The organism is Cellulomonas biazotea, assembly GCF_004306155.1.
Classification (GTDB): domain Bacteria; phylum Actinomycetota; class Actinomycetes; order Actinomycetales; family Cellulomonadaceae; genus Cellulomonas; species Cellulomonas biazotea.
On sequence record NZ_BIMR01000124.1, the window covers coordinates 1 to 13899 of the forward strand.

Below are 13899 nucleotides of genomic sequence, written 5' to 3' on the forward strand. Positions count from 1 at the left end.
CCGGGCCCGGGACCAGGGCCCCGGCGAGGCGCCGGGTCTGCCGGGGGTCGAGCGTGAGGTCCTCGCCGACCGCGTCGACCGGGGTGAGCAGCTCCGAGGACACGACGAGACGCCCCGGCCGATCGAGCGCCGTGATCTCGTACCGCAGGCACGCGAGGTGGCGCTGCGCGAACGAGACGAAGCGCTCCGAGCGCACCCGGAACCGGCGGCCGTCGGCGAGCTGGAACACGACCGTCCGCTCCAGCACCCCCCGCCGCATGTCGAGCGCCCGCTCGAAGGAGCGCACGTCGGTGTTCTCGCAGGTCACAGGCTCCTCGTCGACGAACAGCCGGACCGCGGTGCCGTCGGGGACCGGCACGATCGTCTGCCCGGTCGTCGCGAACCCGTGCGCCGCCTCGGGGTAGACGATCGGCCACGTCTCGTGGAACCCGTTGAGCAGCGTCGCCGGCCGGTAGGTGGGCGCACCCTCCTCCAGGGCTCCGCGGATCCCGAGGTACCCGTTGGACAGCGCGAACAACGTCTCCGTCTGCTCGATGTGGTCGGGCCCGAACTCGTGCTCGACGAGCCGCCACGGGTCCGGCGGTGTGCCCGTCGACGCCGCCACGATGCGGCGTGCCGCGTCCCGCAGCCGGTGCGTGCGCGGCCCGGAGCGGTGCACGTCCTCGTCGGGGTCGGCCAGCAGCTCGCCGAGGTCGGCCACGACCACGTCCGCGCCGTGCGCCGCGAGAGCCTCCGCGTGCCCGTCGCGGTCGACCCCGACGACCAGCCCGAAGCCGCCGGCACGACCGGCCGCGACGCCCGCGAGCGCGTCCTCGACCACCACGGTGCGGCGCGGGTCGACGCCGAGGCGGCGGGCGCCCTCGAGGAACGCATCGGGGGCGGGCTTGCCGGGCAGGCCGAGCTCGAGGATGGTCTCGCCGTCGACGCGGACGTCGAACAGGTTCGCGATGCCGGCGTACTCGAGGACGGCGGCGCAGTTGCGGCTGCTGGAGACGACCCCGGTCGACTTGCCCGCCTCGCGGACCTCGCGGACCCAGGCGACGGACCCGGGGAACGCCTCGACGCCGTTGCGGCGCAGCTCGTCCTCGACGAGCAGCTGCTTGCGGTGGCCGAGGCCGGCCCACGACTCCTCGTCGGGCGGTGAGTCGGGCGTGCCGGGCGGGATCGTGATGCCGCGTGACGTGAGGAAGTCGCGGACGCCTTCCTCGCGGGTCTTGCCGTCGACGTGGGCGGCGTAGTCGGTGCGCTCGTCGAACCGGGGGGTGCGGGTGTCGTGCGCGGCGTCCCACGTGTCGAGGTACTCGTCGAACGTGCGCTTCCACGCGGCGGCGTGGACGGTGCGGGTCGTGGTGAGGACGCCGTCGAGGTCGAACAGGACCGCGTCGAAGTCGTGCAGGGCGACGGGCGACGGCATGGGGGACCTCCCGCGCCGAGGCCTCTCGCCGTCGTCGGCGAATGTCCTCACCTCGACCGATCTGATCGTGGAGCGTGCGGGGCGGTGCGGCAACCCGGGCGTTCGGCGGCGGCCGCGGGTTGCGGCGACCTGCTCCACGGCGGGCTAGCGTGCGGGGATGGTCCCCGAGCAGCCGTCCTCGTCCGCGCCCACCGCCCGCCAGGTCGCCGACCGGTGGGTCGACACCCTCGCCGACCTCGACCCGTCCGTCGGCACGGCGCTCGGCACCCGTCCGGACGACCGGCGCATGCCCGACCTGTCGCCCGCCGGTGCGGACGAGAAGGCCGAGGCGTCGCGCCGGGTGCTCACCGCGCTCGACGGGGCCCTCGTGCTCGACGACGACGACCGGCGCTGCGCGACCCTGCTCCGTGAGCGGCTCACCGCGCAGCTCGCGGTCCACGACGCCGGCGAGCACCTCGCGGCCCTGCGCCCGCTCGCCTCACCCGTCCACGGGCTGCAGTCGATCTTCCTGCTCATGCCGACCGCAACGGAGCACGACTGGGACGTCGTCGCCGACCGGATGGCGCAGGTCCCCGCCGCTGCCGATGGCTTCCGCGCGTCCTTGGAGGAGGGCCTGCGCCGGGGCGTGCGGAGCGCTCCGCGGCAGGCGGACGCGGTGGCCGGCCAGCTCGCCGAGTGGCTCGCCGCGGACGACGGACGCGGCTGGCACGCGGGCTTCGTCGGCGGCGCCGCGGCGGCCGGCGCACCCGAGTCCCTGCGCGCTCGGCTCGACGCGTCGGCGCAGGACGCGGCGTCCGGCATCGACCGCCTGCGGACCTGGATCGTCGAGCACTACCGGCCCGCGGTCGCGGACGTGCCCGACGCCGTGGGCCGCGAGCGCTACCTGCTCGCCGCACGTCTGCACACGGGGGCCGACCTGGACCCCGACGAGGCGTACGCGTGGGGGTGGGAGGAGCTCGCGCGCATCGAGTCGGACATGGCGGCCGAGGCCGAGCGGGTGCTGCCCGGCGCGACCGCGCAGCAGGCGCTCGCGTACCTCGACGAGCACGGCGAGGCCGTCGAGGGTGTCGACGAGGTCCGGGTGTGGCTGCAGCGCATGATGGACACCGCGATCGCCGAGCTCGACGGGACGGTCGTCGACGTCGCCGACCCGGTGCGGCGCGTCGAGGCGATGATCGCGCCGCCCGGTGCCGCGGCCGCCCCCTACTACACGCGCCCGTCGCTGGACTTCTCCCGCCCGGGCCGCACGTGGCTGCCGACCCTCGGCCGCGACCGGTTCCCGACGTGGGACCTCATCAGCACCTGGTACCACGAGGGCGTCCCGGGGCATCACCTGCAGCTCGGGCAGTGGGCGCACCGGGCGGGTGACCTGTCGGTGTTCCAGACGTCCGTCGGCTCGATCCCCGCGACGACCGAGGGCTGGGCGCTGTACGCCGAGCGGCTCATGGACGAGCTCGGCTACCTCACCACTCCCGGCGCGCGGCTCGGGTACCTCGACGGGCAGCGGATGCGTGCCGTCCGTGTCGTCGTCGACATCGGCATGCACCTCGGGCTGACGATCCCGTCGGCGCACGCGTCCCACCCGGGGGAGCGGTGGACCGCCGACCTCGCGGAGGAGTTCTTCGCCCAGCGCAGCGGCTCGCCCGCGGCGTTCGTGCACTCCGAGATCGAGCGCTACCTCGGCTGGCCCGGGCAGGCGATCAGCTACAAGCTCGGCGAGCGGGCGTGGCTGTCCGGGCGTCAGGCCGCGCGCTCGCGCCGCGAGGCCGCCGGGGAGGCGTTCGACCTGCGGGCGTGGCACACGGCTGCCCTCGGTCTCGGGTCGCTCGGGCTGGACGACCTGGAGCGCGAGCTCGGCGTGCTCTGACCGACGCCCGAGACCCGGCCGAGCGCCGGCACGTGCCACGTCCGCGGCGCTCAGGGCACGTGGTCGGTCGCGGCGCTCAGCGCACGTGGTCGGTCACGGGCCCGGCGTCGTCCGTCGTGTCGGCCTGCCGGTCTCCCGGCGGGCCGGTCGGTCCGCCGACCCGCCACAGCACGACCGCGAGCGGGACGAGGAGCAGCACCGCGACGCCGATCCAGACGGTCGCGTCGCCGTCCTGCGTCCCACCCTCGAAGGCGAGGATCTCGCCGTACCGCGGGACCGCGACGGCCGCCCCGGCGACCCACCCCACGAGGACCCACGCGCCGAACCGGGCCGGACGCAGGAACGCCACGACGAGCGGGACGGCCGTGACCGTCAGCACGGTCCACGCGGTCATGTACCAGGGCAGCGGGTCGTCGTCGGGGCGCGTCGCACTCACGACCACCGCGACGGCACCGGCGACGCCCGCGCCCACGAGGGACCACACGACCGGCCGGGGGAGGACCGGGACACCGACGCGTCCACCGGCCGGGCCCGCCACCTCCCGCGCGACGACGGCACCGCCCACCAGCGTGACGCCGTGGCCCACGACGAGCAGCCAGAAGCCGGGGTTGGTGTCGCCGGCGTCCTGCGCGTACACGACCCAGGCCGTCAGGAGCGTGACGAGGTCCCAGGTGGACGCGACGAGCACACCGAGCAGGAGGCCGACCCCCGCGGGCCACCGGGTCCGCGGCACGAGGACGACGACCGCCGCGACGGCGACCGTGGCCGCGACGACCACCGCGTGGCGGAACCACCACGGGTCGTAGTCCTGCATCGGGGTCTGCGAGCGGAAGCGCGAGAACGCGCCCCACACGAGGACCCCGCTCCCGGCGAGCGTGAGCACCGCCCCGACCCGTCCGCGCAGGACGTCGGCGCGTGCGCCGGTGCGGGGGGCGTCGGCGGGCCGGACGGACGCCGACGGCGACGGCGACGCGGGGACGGTCGTGGAGCTGGCGCGGGCCGGTGGTACGGACGCGGCCGGTCCTGGAGCGGTCGTGGGCGCGGTGACCGCCGTCGCGACGCCGTCCGGGGTGACGACGTGCGGTGCGACGACGTCCGGGGCGACGTCGGGCGCGGCAGCAGTCTGCGGGGCAGCGTCCGGAGGGGCCGCGACGTCCGGGGTGACGGGCCCTGGCGCCACCACGGGCTGCGTGACGTCGACGTGCACCTCGACGACCGCCCCGCCGAGCGGACCCCGCATCGTCACCGAGCCGTCGAGCCGTCCGACGACCGACGTGTCGACGAGGACCGCGAACCCGTCGCCGCCCTCCTCGACGCGGATCCGCGGGTCGGACGGCTCGAACGTGCACGTGCGTGCCAGCGGCGGCCCGGTGACGGTCACGTGCCCTCGCGGCGACGACGCCCCCTCGACCACCTCGCCGAGGTCGAGCGCGAGCGGGTGCACGGTGAGGTGCGCGTCGGCGACGGCGGCCGTGGCGGCGTCGGCGACGTACCGGATGTCCAGCTCGGCCATCTCGACCAGCCGCTCGTGCGCCCCCGCGGCCGCGGGCAGGTTCGCGCCGAGGAGCCGGGTGCGCAGCTCGCTGACGGCGCCGAGGCGGGTGAACACGTTGGCGTCGTGGCTCGCGGCCAGCAGGTCGGGCGGGACCGGGGCGGGCTGGATGCGCCGGCGGCGGCTGCGCGCCAGGTACAGCTCGCCCTGCATCTCGACGTCGCGGGTCGGTGTCTGGCTGGGGGTGGTCGTCCGGACCTGGTCGAACACGTAGTCGTAGAGCTCGTTGAGCGAGACCCAGCCGTCCTCGTCGCGGTCGGCCTCGCCGGTGGACAGCCCCCGGACCAGCGCCTCGGTGAAGACCGACGGTGCGCTGCGGTCGTCGGCGAGCGTCTCTCCCTCGAACGCGTACTCCATGGCGCTCGACGCGGTGATGACCGCACGCCCGCGCCCGCCCTCCAGCCCCGCCGGGAAGCTGCCGACGACGTCGACGGGTCCGGCCGCACGGACGGAGACGCCGGCCCCGAACGCGCCGCCGTAGCAGCAGTCGAGCAGCAGGACGATGCTGCGCGAGCGGCTCGCCCGCATGCAGCGCTGCACGAAGTCCGCGGACACCGCGGTCGACGCGAGCCGGCTGAGCCGCGTGTTCCGCGCCGCGAAGAACAGCTCGCCCGACTCGCTCTTGAGGCCGTGGCACGCGAGGTGCAGGAGCAGCAGGTCGTCCGGCCGGCACTCCGCGAACAGCTCCTCGACCCGTCCCTGCACCTCGTGCGCGGGCTCGTTGTGGACGACGTCGACGTCGAACCCGCCGATCTGCGGGTCGCCGAGCACCGCGGCGAGCGCGGCCGCGTCCGCCCGCGGGGAGCGGAGCCGCCGCAGACCCTCCTGGTCGTAGGTGTCGCAGGCGACGATCAGCGCCTTGCGGGCCCCGGTCACGGGGAGGGCACCCCCGGCGGCGCCGCGTGGCGCGTGAGGAAGAGCTCGACCAGGTGCTCCTGGTCCGACCTGGTGGCGTTCGAGAGCTCGAGGACGTCGCCGTCGATCTCGAGCCGGACGGTCCGGCCGGGCTCCTCGCCGCGCCGCAGCCAGCCGCGGACCGTCGTCACCACGGACCGCAGCGCCTGCGAGTTGCCGATGCTGACGAGCAGCCCGCCCAGGGCGATCGCGTCGAGCCCGCGCGTGCCGTCGGGTGCCGCCGTGCCGGGCGCCGGGGTGACGGCCTCGACGTCGAGCTGGACCAGCTCCTCGCGCAGGTACCGCGTGACGGTGTCGAGGCGTTCCGCGTCCGCACCCGCCTCGGCGACGGCGACCCTCACCTGGACGTCCATCGGCATGCCTCCTCGGCGAGCCCTGGGACCGACGATCCTCCGGGCGGTCGCCCCTTGCAAGGCTGAAGACGGCCGGCGGGGCGGGCCCGGGGGCGCCCGTCCGGTCGCGCGTCGCTAGCGTGACGACCACCGGGTTCCACGCCGACCGGGAGGGCTCACCATGAGGTCCGTGCTCGTCACGGGCGCGTCGACCGGCATCGGCCGCGCCACCACCGCCGCGCTCGTCGCGGCCCGCTTCCACGTCTGGGCGACGGTGCGCCGGCCGGTGGACGCCGAGAGCCTGCGCGCCGAGCACGGCGACGCCGTGACGACCCTCGTCATGGACGTCACCGACGAGGCCGCCGTGCGGGACGCGGGGGAGCGGGTCGTCGCGTCCGGTCCGCTGTTCGCGCTCGTGAACAACGTGGGCGCCGCGCTGCCCGGTCCTCTCGAGCACCTGCCGCTCGACGTCTTCCGCCGCCAGCTCGAGGTGAACCTCGTCGGCCAGCTCGCCGTCACCCAGGCCGTGCTTCCCGCACTGCGCGCGAGCCGGGACCTCGGCCAGGACGCGAGGATCGTGATGATCGGCTCGATCGGTGGACGGATCGCGGGCCCGATGCTCGGCGCGTACAACGCGGCGAAGTTCGGCCTCGTCGGCCTCTGCGGCTCGCTGCGAGCCGAGCTCGCCCCGTCGGGCATCCGCGTCGTGCTCGTCGAGCCGGGCCGGGTCGCGACGCCCATCAGGTCCCGCGGTGAGGCCGCCGGCCAGGTCGTCTCCGACGGGATGCCACCCGAGGCGCTCGCCCGCTACCGGGGCCAGATCGACGACGCCGTCGCCAACGCGCGCCGCAGCGCGGTCCACGGGGCGCCGCCGGAGCGCGTCGCGGCCGTCGTCGTGCGCGCCCTGCTCGACCGGAACCCCGCGCCGCGCCGCGTCGTCGGGAGGGACGCCCGGGTCGCGGCCGCGCTCGTCCGCGCCCTGCCGCACCGTGTGCTCTACCGCCTCACGGCGGCCCGCCGCTGAACCGGCGCAGTCCTCGTGCTGCCCGACGTCGCAGAGCTCGCCGGTCGTGTGCTGCGTCGAGGGCTGCACCGTGACCTCGGAGGATCGCGTCGTCGAGACCTCGGCCTCGTTCCAGCGTTCTCGCACCCCCGGCGGTCGTCGAGGTGAAGGGGCGGGCTCGTCAGCGTCCCAGGAGTGGCGCGGGGTCGATGGTCGACCCGTTGCGGTACACCTCGAAGTGCAGGTGGCACGCACCCGACAGCCCGGTGTTGCCCGCGTAGCCGATCAGGTCGCCTCGGCTGACCCGCTGTCCGGCCGAGACGGTGAACCGCGTCAGGTGGTTGGAGCTGCTCATGAGCGACTGCCCGTTGACGACGCCGTGGTCGAGCATGACCTGGTTGCCGAAGCCGTTGCGCCACTGCGCCCACTGCACGACGGCATCACGCGGCGCGTAGAGCGGCGTGTTGCAGTACGTCCGCAGGTCGATGCCGGCGTGCAGACGCGTGTAGCCGAGGATGGGGTGCAGCCGCATGCCGTAGCTCGACGTCACGTACATCGGGTTGATCGAGGTCGGGTTGGAGAAGACCGGGCCGGACCCGGTGGAGGGCGGAGGCGGCGCGGGCGGCCCCGGCGCCGGGGCGGGTGCCGGGGGAGCCTGCGGCCCTGGCGGGGCCTGCTGGTCGGCCTTGGCCCGCTCCTCCTGCGCGCGCTGCTGCTCCGCGCGGATGCGCTCCTGCTCCGCGCGGACACGCTCCTGCTCCGCCGCGACGCGCTGCTGCTCGGCGATGATCCCCGCCAGCTCGGCCTCGACGGCGGCGCGCTGGCGGTCGGCCTCGGCCGCCTCCGCCTCGGCCTGCGCCTTCATGTCGCCCAGGCGCTGGCGGGTGACCTGCTGCTCGGCGAGCAGGCGCTCGATCTCGACCTCACGGGCGGCGGCCTCCGCGCGCGCCTGGTCAGCGCGCACGACCTCGGCGTCGGCCTCGGCCTTCAGCTCACCGATCCGGTCGGCCACCGCTGCCAGACGCGCCTCGTGGTTGCGGGTCGCCGCCGCGAGCGACGTCAGCTCCTCGAGCAGCCGGTCCTGGCTGCGCTGCGCCGTCTCGAGGCCCTGCATCCGCTCGTTGAAGTCGTCCAGGTCCTCGGCGTCGAGCACCACGGCCAGACCCGACGCGGCGGCACCTCCACGCTGCGCCTGACGAGCGAGCTGGCCGATCGCCGCACGGACCTCGCCGTCACGAGCGTGGGTGCTGGCGAGGGTGTCGCGGAGCGTCGTCTGCTGCTCGGTCGCGTCGACCAGCCGGGTCTGGATGAGGGTGGCACGACGCTCGGCGCCGTCGAGCGTCGCCTGTGCCGCACGCAGGTGCTCCTGGGCGACGGGGAGCTGCGCCTCCGTCTCGGCCAGCGCGGAGACGGCCTCGGCGAGCTCCGCCGACAGCCCCTCGACGGAGGCGCGGAGGTCGTCCGTGCGCTGGCGTGCGCCCTCAGCCTGTTCCTGCGCGGCGCGCCGCTTGTCGTCGAGCTCGTCGGCAGCGCTCGTCGAGGGATGCGCAGGGACCAGCAGCGTGGCCGCGATCAGGACGGCCACGCCTCGCCGACGGGCCGACGAGGTCAGGGGAAGGACGGGCACCGGGCGACGTTAGGTCGTGTCGACCGGTCCGGGACGACGCCGCGCGGGTCGTGATCGCTTCTTCATCTGGTCGGGTGCCGGCGTGCAGGGCGAGGGATCACGTCATCACATGCGGTGCGCCATCGGCAGCAGGAACATCCAGACGTTGATCGCGCCGAGCAGCACGATGATCGCGAGGTACGGCGCGAGCGTGGCGCGTCTCCGCGCCACCGTCCGGTAGCGGCGGTGCGCGATCCGGCGCGCGGTGTAGATCGAGCCGGCCAGGCCGAGCGCGAGGAGGACGAACTGCAGGACCTGGATGGTGCCGGTGCTCACGAGCGCGGCGTCCGCTCCCGCGCTCTGCCGGCCGAACAGCGCCGCCACTGTGGAGAAGACGGACTTTCCCTCGGCAAGCAGATGGAACAGGTTGTGCGCGAGGTGCCCGGCGACGTCGAGCGGGATGAGCGCGTAGCCGAACCGCGCGAAGTTCATCTTCGTGTCCTCGAGGTTCGCGCCGGCCGCGACGCGTGAGGCGAGCGCGAGGAGAGCCACGGGCACCGTGACCGCGACCGCGAACGCGGCGGTGAAGATGACGGCGTAGCTGGTGATGCCGGTCGCGCTCTCGATCCACGCGAGAAAGTCGTTCCAGACCTCGAGCATGGTGACGTTCTGGATGAGGACGATGCCCATGATCGCCATGGCCAGGTAGGACTGCTCGACCTTCGGCTTGGTGATGAACCACAGCTCGCTCGTGGGCTTGCGCAAGCGGACCTGGATCGCGTCGTTCGGGCACGCCTTGATGCAGTTGGCGCACAGGTTGCAGTTCGCCGAGTCCTCCATGGTGCGGGGGAACGTGAACAGCGGGCAGCCGGCGACCTTGTCGTTGCCGTTGTAGCAGACGGCCCTGGCCTTGCAGGTCTTGCAGATGCCGGTGTCCGCCCGCAGCTCGACCATGCCGACGCGCGCATAGTTGCCGGACAGGCCACCGAGGAAGCACAGGTACCGGCAGAACGTCCGCCGCTGGAACAGCGCACCTGACGCGATCACTGCGGTGGTCAGAATCAGCAGAAGCACGCCGGAGCCCCACGGGGACTCGACGACGCCCCAGACGTGGTCCGCCCAGGTGATCGCGAGGAACGAGGCGTCGATGATCCAGATCCCGTAGTTCTTGAGGAAGTTCGGGACCGGGCGGTTGACGCCCACCCACCTCTGCACGAAGTCGGAGATGGCGCCGAAGGGGCAGACGGCGCACCAGAACCGGCCGAGCAGGACGAAGACGATGGGGATGACCGGCCACCACAGCACCCACATGAGCGCGGTGCCCGCGTTGTCGTGAGCCGAGTCGGGCCCGACCAGCAGCTGGTAGGCGACGAGCCCGAAGACGGCCGCCACGGGAATCTGCAGGATCTTCGGGTACCACCCGCTCCGCAACGTCCTGGCGACCCACGGGATCGTCATGAGGTTCCGTCCCGGGCGGGGCTGCGTGAGGTCAGGTCCGGGGTTGACGTCCGGGTCGAGGTCCGGCAGATCGGCCGGCGGCGGGGGAGTGAGGGTCGGGGTGGCCATCGTCGTCTCCGGTCAGGCGGTCGTCGGGGCGGCGGACGCGTGCGGTCGGTGTCGTGGGCGAGCCTTATCCCGACGGCGGAGGACCGCGGCGACGATCAGGACGGCGCCGTTGACGAGGGCGAAGGCGCCGAGCACGCGGGCGCGCGGGCGCTCCGGGGCCGGGCCGCTCGCGCCGTGGTCATCTCCGACAGAGCCGGCGCCGGACTCGTCGTGCTCGTGCCCCGGGGGCGTCGACGTGGTGTCGTCCGCCGCGTGCTCGTCGTCCCCGTCGGTGCCGTCGGTGTCGCCGTGATCCATCCCCGGCGTGTCGTCCATGCCGGCCATCTGGTCGTCCGTACCGCTCATGTCCCCGTGGTCCATGTCGGACATGTCGCCGTGATCCATGCCGGCCATCTCCGCGTGTGCGTCCGGCTCCGTCGCTGTGGGGCGGGGAGTCGTCGAGGGGGTGGACGACGAGGTCCGCGGCGGGTCGCCGTGGACGTGGGGAGCGGGGTCTTCGCCGGCGTAGACGCCCGCCGCGCCGAGAACGACCTCGGCGCCGCGGTTTGGCGCCAAGCCGGCAGGTGCGGCGCTGGATCCGGCGGCGATCAGCGGCGCGACGGCCGCGAGAGCGGCGCCGAGCCGGACGAGGTTGGGCGACATCGCGGTCCTCCTCGGGACGGGTGGTTGCTGGTGAACCTTCGTCCTGGGGGACAGGCGTGACATGGGACTTGCAGTCCCGCGCGGCCTTCCTCAATCGAATCTTCATCACGCCGACAGCAGCCGTACCGGCCTGGACCGCGAGCGACGATTCACCAGCGCGACCAGAGCGCCCGTCTTCAGCGAATCTTCGTCCGCCCGCGACCCGAACCAGGTGGCTGTAGGGCGACCGTGAGTGCATGCCGACCGGGCGACGTCCGGCGGCCGAGTCCGAGCGACGAGGGAGCGAGTCACCGTGGACAGGAAGCGATGGATGAGCGCCCACTCACCGGCAGGCCACCTGCTGATGATGGTGGGGATCGGGATCGGCATCTTCGCGGTCCTGGTGGTGACCGGTCGGTCGTGGAGTGACGCGCTGTCGTACGCGGCCCTGCTCGCGTGCCCCGTGATGCTCGTCGTGATGATGCTGATGATGGGGCGCCAGGGGCACCAGCACGACCCGCGCCACGACGCGTCGTCCTCGAACGCTGAGCGCCAGGGGACGCCCCACGCGTAGGCGTCAACGGCGCCTGCACCGCGCGCAACGAGCCGCCCAGGTCCTGGGGACCTGGGCGGCTCGCTTCGTGTGCGGGCGAACGTCAGTCGTCGAGTGAGGTGCGGACGGCGTCGAGCCCTTCCGTCGGCGCGGTGCTCACTGAGACCGCCCGGAAGCGACGCAGCCGTAGGCTGTTCGTCACGACGAAGACCGACGAGAACGCCATGGCCGCGCCGGCGATCAACGGGTTGAGGAAGCCCGCCACGGCCAGCGGGACGGCGGCGACGTTGTAGGCGAACGCCCAGAACAGGTTGCCCTTGATCGTCGACAGCGTCTTGCGCGAAAGGCGCACGGCGTCGACGGCGACCCTGAGGTCGCCACGCACGAGCGTGAGGTCGCTCGCCTCGATGGCGACGTCGGTGCCCGTCCCCATCGCGATGCCGAGGTCTGACTGCGCGAGGGCTGCGGCGTCGTTGACACCGTCACCCACCATCGCCACGACGCGGCCACGCGCCTGCAGCTCGCGGACGACCCGCACCTTGTCCTCGGGCATGACCTCCGCGACGACCTCGTCGATCCCGACTTCACGCGCGATCGCACGCGCGGCCCGCTCGTTGTCGCCGGTCAGCAGGACCGGCGTCAGGCCGAGCCCTCGCAGTTCCTGGACGGCGCTGGCGGATGTCGGCTTGAGCGTGTCCGCGACGACCAGGAGCCCGCGCAGCTGACCGTCCCAGCCGACGCCGATCACCGTCCGGCCCGCTGACTCGGCAGCGTCGACCGCCCGCTGCATCTCCGCGTCCGCCGGTTGCGCCCACTGGTCCGCCAACCACCCGACGCGCCCTGCGGCGACGGCGTGGTCGTCGACCACGCCGTACACGCCCAGGCCTTGCGTGTTGGCGAAGCCGTCGACCGCGGGAAGGTCGCCGAGCCGGTTGCGCGCGCCGGCGGCGATGGCCCGGGCGATGGGGTGCTCGGAGGCGTCCTCGAGCGCCCCTGCCAGGCGGAGCAGCGACTCCCCGCTCGTACCGGCGGCGGGGACGACTTCGAGCAGCTCCATCCGCCCCGTCGTGACGGTTCCCGTCTTGTCGAGGACGACCGTGTCGACGCGCCGGGTCGACTCGAGCACCTGCGGGCCCTTGATGAGGATCCCGAGCTGTGCCCCCCGTCCCGTACCCACCATGAGCGCGGTCGGAGTGGCGAGCCCCAGCGCGCACGGGCAGGCGATGATCAGGACGGCGACCGCCGCGGTGAACGCCATCTCCGGACCGGCGCCGATCCCCAGCCAGAACCCGAGCGTCGCGACGGAGAGCGCGATGATGACCGGGACGAAGACGGACGACACACGGTCGGCCAGGCGCTGGACCGGCGCCTTGCCGGTCTGAGCCTCCTCGACGAGCCGCGCCATCTGTGCCAGTTGCGTGTCCAAGCCGACGCGCGTCGCCTGCACGTAGAGGCGGCCTCCGGCGTTCACGGTCGCCCCGACGACGGAGTCGCCCGGCCCGACCTCCACGGGTACCGGCTCGCCCGTGAGCATCGAGGCGTCCACGGCCGACGTCCCGTCGACGACCTGGCCGTCCGTCGCGATCTTCTCGCCGGGCCGGACGACGAAGACGTCGCCGACCTTCAGCTCTCCGATCGGGATGCGGACCTCCGCTCCCTCTCGGCGCACCGCGACGTCCTTCGCGCCCATCTCCAGGAGTGCACGCAGGGCTGCCCCGGACCGTCGCTTGGCACGTGCCTCGAAGTATCGTCCGAGCAGGATGAAGCCGGTCACCGCCGCGGCGACCTCGAGGTAGATCTCGTGCGCCCCTCCGCCGCGGGCGGCGACGAGGCTGAAGCTCATGCGCATGCCAGGCGCGCCGGCCACGCCGAAGAACAGGGCATACAGCGACCAGGCGAATGCGGCGAGGACACCGACGCTGATGAGGGTGTCCATCGTCGCTGTGGCGTGGCGCGCGTTGGTCCAGGCGGCCCGGTGGAACGGCAGCGCGCCCCAGACGACCACCGGGGCGGCGAGCGTGAGCGACAACCACTGCCAGTTGTCGAACTGCAATGGCTCGACCATCGCGAGCGCGACGACGGGCACGGTGAGGATCGCGGAGACGAGCAGACGGCGGCGGAGCGCGGCAGTCTCGTCCGGCTCGGCGATGGCCTCGCCCTCGGCAGGCAGTGCGGGTTGCGCGACCTTCTGCCGAGCCGAGTACCCGGCTGCCTCGACGACCGCCACGGCGTCCTCGACGGACGTGCCGTCCGGCAGCGACACCTTGGCCTTCTCGGTGGCGTAGTTCACCGACGCCTCGACGCCGGGCATGCGGTTGAGCTTCTTCTCGATGCGAGCTGCGCAGGACGAGCAGGTCATGCCGCCGATCTCGAGCTCGAGGGACTGAGTCATGCGTGAGCCTCCAGTCAGCGGTGCTCGGCCGGCATGTCGCCGGTCGGCTCGACGGTGGGCGCCGAGGCGCCGGGCAAG

General features: G+C 73.7%; 10 protein-coding genes. 3 read left to right on the forward strand and 7 right to left on the reverse strand.

Features of this window, described 5'->3' with window-relative positions:
- The coding region (locus CBZ_RS09405) for a beta-phosphoglucomutase family hydrolase (protein WP_130781305.1) at positions 1 to 1414 on the reverse strand (1414 nt) is incomplete at its 3' end.
- A gap of 157 nt (positions 1415 to 1571) precedes the next feature.
- On the opposite strand from CBZ_RS09405, the gene CBZ_RS09410 reads away from it, so the two are divergent.
- Positions 1572 to 3281, forward strand: a complete 1710-nt coding sequence (locus tag CBZ_RS09410; protein ID WP_130781306.1) for a DUF885 domain-containing protein — start codon at positions 1572 to 1574, stop codon at positions 3279 to 3281.
- A 76-nt stretch (positions 3282 to 3357) separates the two neighbouring features.
- Here CBZ_RS09410 and CBZ_RS21495 read toward each other — a convergent pair whose 3' ends face one another.
- Positions 3358 to 5709, reverse strand: a complete 2352-nt coding sequence (locus CBZ_RS21495; protein WP_218022740.1) for a caspase, EACC1-associated type — start codon at positions 5707 to 5709, stop codon at positions 3358 to 3360.
- Entirely contained in the window at positions 5706 to 6101 is a 396-nt protein-coding gene (locus CBZ_RS09420) for a hypothetical protein (protein ID WP_218022741.1), read from the reverse strand. The genes CBZ_RS21495 and CBZ_RS09420 overlap by 4 nt, the downstream gene beginning before the upstream one ends.
- Positions 6102 to 6261: 160 nt before the next feature.
- On the opposite strand from CBZ_RS09420, the gene CBZ_RS09425 reads away from it, so the two are divergent.
- Positions 6262 to 7104: an SDR family NAD(P)-dependent oxidoreductase gene (locus tag CBZ_RS09425; protein WP_130781307.1), complete on the forward strand. Its 843-nt coding sequence runs from the start codon at positions 6262 to 6264 to the stop codon at positions 7102 to 7104.
- Between the two features lie 160 nt (positions 7105 to 7264).
- On the opposite strand, the gene CBZ_RS09430 is transcribed toward CBZ_RS09425, so the two are convergent.
- The 3 genes from CBZ_RS09430 to CBZ_RS09440 all read right to left on the reverse strand — a co-directional run bounded on the left by CBZ_RS09430 (position 7265) and on the right by CBZ_RS09440 (position 10639).
- Complete coding sequence (locus CBZ_RS09430; protein WP_246013214.1) at positions 7265 to 8710, reverse strand: peptidoglycan DD-metalloendopeptidase family protein; 1446 nt, start codon at positions 8708 to 8710, stop codon at positions 7265 to 7267.
- Between the two features lie 105 nt (positions 8711 to 8815).
- Positions 8816 to 10255 (reverse strand): 4Fe-4S binding protein, encoded by a 1440-nt coding sequence (locus CBZ_RS09435; RefSeq protein WP_130781308.1) that lies wholly within the window; start codon positions 10253 to 10255, stop codon positions 8816 to 8818.
- 12 nt (positions 10256 to 10267) lie between these two features.
- Positions 10268 to 10639, reverse strand: a complete 372-nt coding sequence (locus CBZ_RS09440; RefSeq protein ID WP_130781309.1) for a hypothetical protein — start codon at positions 10637 to 10639, stop codon at positions 10268 to 10270.
- A 568-nt stretch (positions 10640 to 11207) separates the two neighbouring features.
- On the opposite strand from CBZ_RS09440, the gene CBZ_RS09445 reads away from it, so the two are divergent.
- Positions 11208 to 11450 (forward strand): DUF2933 domain-containing protein, encoded by a 243-nt coding sequence (locus tag CBZ_RS09445; RefSeq protein WP_130781310.1) that lies wholly within the window; start codon positions 11208 to 11210, stop codon positions 11448 to 11450.
- Between the two features lie 82 nt (positions 11451 to 11532).
- Here the strand turns inward: CBZ_RS09445 and CBZ_RS09450 are convergent, their stop codons facing one another.
- Positions 11533 to 13821, reverse strand: coding sequence for a heavy metal translocating P-type ATPase (locus CBZ_RS09450; protein WP_130781311.1), 2289 nt, complete (start codon positions 13819 to 13821; stop codon positions 11533 to 11535).
- Positions 13822 to 13899 lie beyond the last annotated feature (78 nt).

What these genes read in the sequence shown, in the direction of transcription:
- CBZ_RS09410 (WP_130781306.1), top strand. Translation starts at nt 1,572, where the DNA reads ATGGTCCCCGAGCAGCCGTCCTCGTCCGCGCCCACCGCCCGCCAGGTC.
- CBZ_RS09420 (WP_218022741.1), bottom strand. Translation starts at nt 6,101, where the DNA reads ATGGACGTCCAGGTGAGGGTCGCCGTCGCCGAGGCGGGTGCGGACGCG.
- CBZ_RS09425 (WP_130781307.1), top strand. Translation starts at nt 6,262, where the DNA reads ATGAGGTCCGTGCTCGTCACGGGCGCGTCGACCGGCATCGGCCGCGCC.
- CBZ_RS09435 (WP_130781308.1), bottom strand. Translation starts at nt 10,255, where the DNA reads ATGGCCACCCCGACCCTCACTCCCCCGCCGCCGGCCGATCTGCCGGAC.
- CBZ_RS09440 (WP_130781309.1), bottom strand. Translation starts at nt 10,639, where the DNA reads ATGGATCACGGCGACATGTCCGACATGGACCACGGGGACATGAGCGGT.
- CBZ_RS09445 (WP_130781310.1), top strand. Translation starts at nt 11,208, where the DNA reads ATGAGCGCCCACTCACCGGCAGGCCACCTGCTGATGATGGTGGGGATC.
- CBZ_RS09450 (WP_130781311.1), bottom strand. Translation starts at nt 13,821, where the DNA reads ATGACTCAGTCCCTCGAGCTCGAGATCGGCGGCATGACCTGCTCGTCC.